This window comes from Actinobacillus seminis (assembly GCF_002263215.1).
Classification (GTDB): domain Bacteria; phylum Pseudomonadota; class Gammaproteobacteria; order Enterobacterales; family Pasteurellaceae; genus Actinobacillus_B; species Actinobacillus_B seminis.
Map to the genome: position 1 here is coordinate 1 of NZ_NLFK01000022.1, position 2,842 is coordinate 2,842.

The following is a 2,842-nucleotide window of genomic DNA, read 5'->3' on the forward strand; positions in this document are numbered from 1 at the left end:
GTCTTATGAAGTGGTCAGTTCAGTTATTCTTGAGCATTTTAGAAAAGGTCGCCGTATTGTCAGCAATATTGAGGGAGTAACACAGGAAAAACTGACCCATTATTGTATTAAAAAAGGTGATAAAGAGAGTAATTTAGGTGAATTTATCAGTGTCACGGATGAAATTTGCCAACAACCTGATTTTTTCCCTTATAAAGGTTCAAGTGAAACGGTTTGTTGTGCAGGAGATTTAATTTGTCTTGATGAAGTCTGGCGTATTTTCCCAAGCGATAAAATTCACGAAAATCACCGCTCTTTTTTAGCTGAACATCGCCATTTTACGCATGAAATAACAGGTGAATGCTGTGATTTGGTTGTTATCAATCAATCTATTTCTCAATACCCCGATTTATTAAAGATCGAATTGAAATGACTTATCAAATGTCAAAACTGACAGCATTAGGTATGTCAAATCGCTATCGGGTTGATATTTTCACAGGGGCAAAAACTACAAAGACGAATAAAACATTTCAACTACAACGTAAATATGATAAAGAAATTTTTCAGTTGTACAAAAGCTATGACGGAGAAAATGGGAAGGAAAATGTCGTTGATGGTCGGGGGAATATTCTGAAATCCTTTCAGTTCAAAGCAATGATTGCCTTTGCTCTCATATTATTCATTGTCGGTATTTATGCGTTTAAATCTTTTTTTCCAAATGAACAAGAATCTTCATCTAAAGTATTAACGCCACCTAAACAGGAAGAAAAATCGGTAACTTCACTTCAGGAAAGAAAACTTTTTTCATCACCTATTCAGCTCAAATTATCTGATAAATGGCGAATAACAGGGGAGTTAATAAAGAATGGCAATGCTTTTGTTATTCTTGCTGATAACCAAGGGAATCTGCGGTTAGAGCCTCGAAGTCAATTTCAGTTTAGTGGTCGAATGTTACAGGGCGAAATTGAAGGTCAATTAGTTAATTATTATTCTGGAGTTAAACAATGAAATTACAACATAATATTTTACTTGGTGTAGCATTGGCTTTTTGTACCTTATCACACGCTAAACATGTTGATTTTAAACTAGAAGCAGTGCCATTACCTAAAGCGATCTCAATGATTTATGATGAAGTTCTTGAAAAGCCTTATATGCTTGACTCGAAACTTGCTGGAGATACAAGATTTATTAGCTTTCATACTACGGAAAAACAAAATTTTAATCAGTTCATTGAACGTTATTTTGACAATATGAATATCAAGGTTTATGAGAAAAATAACGTGGTTTACATTGCTCATATTGAGCCCAAACCTACAAAAATTGTTAAAAAAAGCTTTGTTTATAATCCTGTTCATCGTGATACAGAATACTTAGCCCAATTCATTCAAGGAGATGGACAAGTATCAGCAAGCGGAGATAAGCTCGTGTTCTACGGTACAAATGAAGAGATAGCTAGAGTAAGAAGTGTCCTAAAATCAGTTGATACAAAGTCTAAAGAAGTGGTTGTAACTGGTTATGTTTTTGAGGTTCAAGATATTGAAAAAGAGGGAAGTGGTATTAATTTATTAGCTAAATTGTTATCAGGTAAACTCGGAATTAACATTGGTTATAAACAGAATTTTGAAAATTTTATTACCGTGAATGCTGGTAATCTTGATGCAATGATTGAGTTATTTCGCACAGATAGTCGTTTTCAAGTAGTAAGTAGTCCGACTTTAAGGGTGAAATCAGGCTCAAAGGGAAATTTTTCTGTAGGTTCTGATGTGCCAGTTTTATCTAATATCACCTATCAAGATGGAAAACCTATCCAAGCCATAGAATACCGTTCTTCTGGGGTTATCTTTGATATTCTGCCTACAATTAAAAATCAATCTATTGATTTGAAAATTCAACAACAATTATCAAACTTTGTTAAAACAGATACTGGCGTTAATCAATCTCCAACCTTGATTAAACGTGATTTAGTGAGTGATGTGAGTGTTAAAAGTGGTGATATTATTGTTCTGGGAGGTCTTGCAGAAAATAAACTGACAGAGGGCGAAACTGGTTTTTCATTTTTACCTAAAGGTTGGTTAACAGGTAAGTCAAAATCTAATACAAAAACAGATATAATTGTTCTTTTACAGGTTAAAGAATTGTAGGGTATAATTTTAGCCGCTAAAATTTACAGAGGAGAAATATTATGAACAAAATGTTACCTATTTTTATTTTGACTGTCGGTATTGTTGCTTGCTCAGAGCCAGTAAAAACAACAGCATATTATTCAAAAAATTTGGATGAAGCTCGTAAAGTTGTTAAGGCTTGTGAAAATAAAGATACAATGACTTCAACAGAAAAGGAAAATTGTCAAAATGCAGCGACTGCACTTTTATTTGCTCCAAGTAATTCAGGATTAAGACCATAAGAAGATACACCGTAACATTTATAGAAAGTTAAAAAATAATCTAAACTTGCTTTAGATTATTTTTTGACTTCAGCAACTGGAGCGAAGCGAAAGGCGGTAGCAAAAAATGACAGCATATAGAGTGAGTATTTCTATGATCCAATGAGAGCTTTTTATGATGGAGGGGTAGATTATCTGACAGTAGAAAAGCATAGGTTAGTCGTTATTGTTAAACATGCCTATGCAACATTACTTAAAATATCTTGTGGTGATTACGGAAATTACCCAATAGCAACGGAGCAAATAGAGCAAGATATGACGGATTTAACTGCATTTTGTAGATTGTTTGAAAGTGCAAAAGAATTTCCATTAGATAAAAACTATGTCAAATATAGCTATGAATTAGACTATGATGAGCAGATCAAACAATTGGATAAAATTTTACCAAAATATGTAGATTTTTTTGAGTTCCAAATAAAA

Annotated in this window: 3 protein-coding genes and 1 pseudogene; all 4 read left to right on the forward strand. The window is 33.3% G+C overall.

Annotated features, from left to right (window positions below; translation table 11 throughout):
* Positions 1 to 987 (forward strand): annotated as a pseudogene (locus CFY87_RS12755) (zonular occludens toxin domain-containing protein); the annotation flags it as partial.
* A complete protein-coding gene (locus CFY87_RS11400; RefSeq protein ID WP_094948022.1) occupies positions 984 to 2,120 on the forward strand; it encodes a type II secretion system protein GspD in 1,137 nt (378 codons plus the stop codon). The pseudogene CFY87_RS12755 and the gene CFY87_RS11400, both read left to right, overlap by 4 nt.
* Positions 2,121 to 2,161: 41 nt before the next feature.
* Positions 2,162 to 2,383 carry an EexN family lipoprotein gene (locus CFY87_RS11405; RefSeq protein ID WP_094948025.1) on the forward strand — a complete coding sequence of 74 codons (222 nt, stop codon included), beginning with the start codon at positions 2,162 to 2,164 and terminating at the stop codon, positions 2,381 to 2,383.
* Positions 2,384 to 2,524: 141 nt separating this feature from the next.
* A partial coding sequence (locus CFY87_RS11595) for a hypothetical protein (RefSeq protein WP_143226178.1) occupies positions 2,525 to 2,842 on the forward strand: 318 nt, incomplete at its 3' end.

Excerpts from the sequence above, each read along its gene's own strand:
- CFY87_RS11405 (WP_094948025.1), top strand. The coding sequence starts at position 2,162 with ATGAACAAAATGTTACCTATTTTTATTTTGACTGTCGGTATTGTTGCT.
- CFY87_RS11400 (WP_094948022.1), top strand. The coding sequence starts at position 984 with ATGAAATTACAACATAATATTTTACTTGGTGTAGCATTGGCTTTTTGT.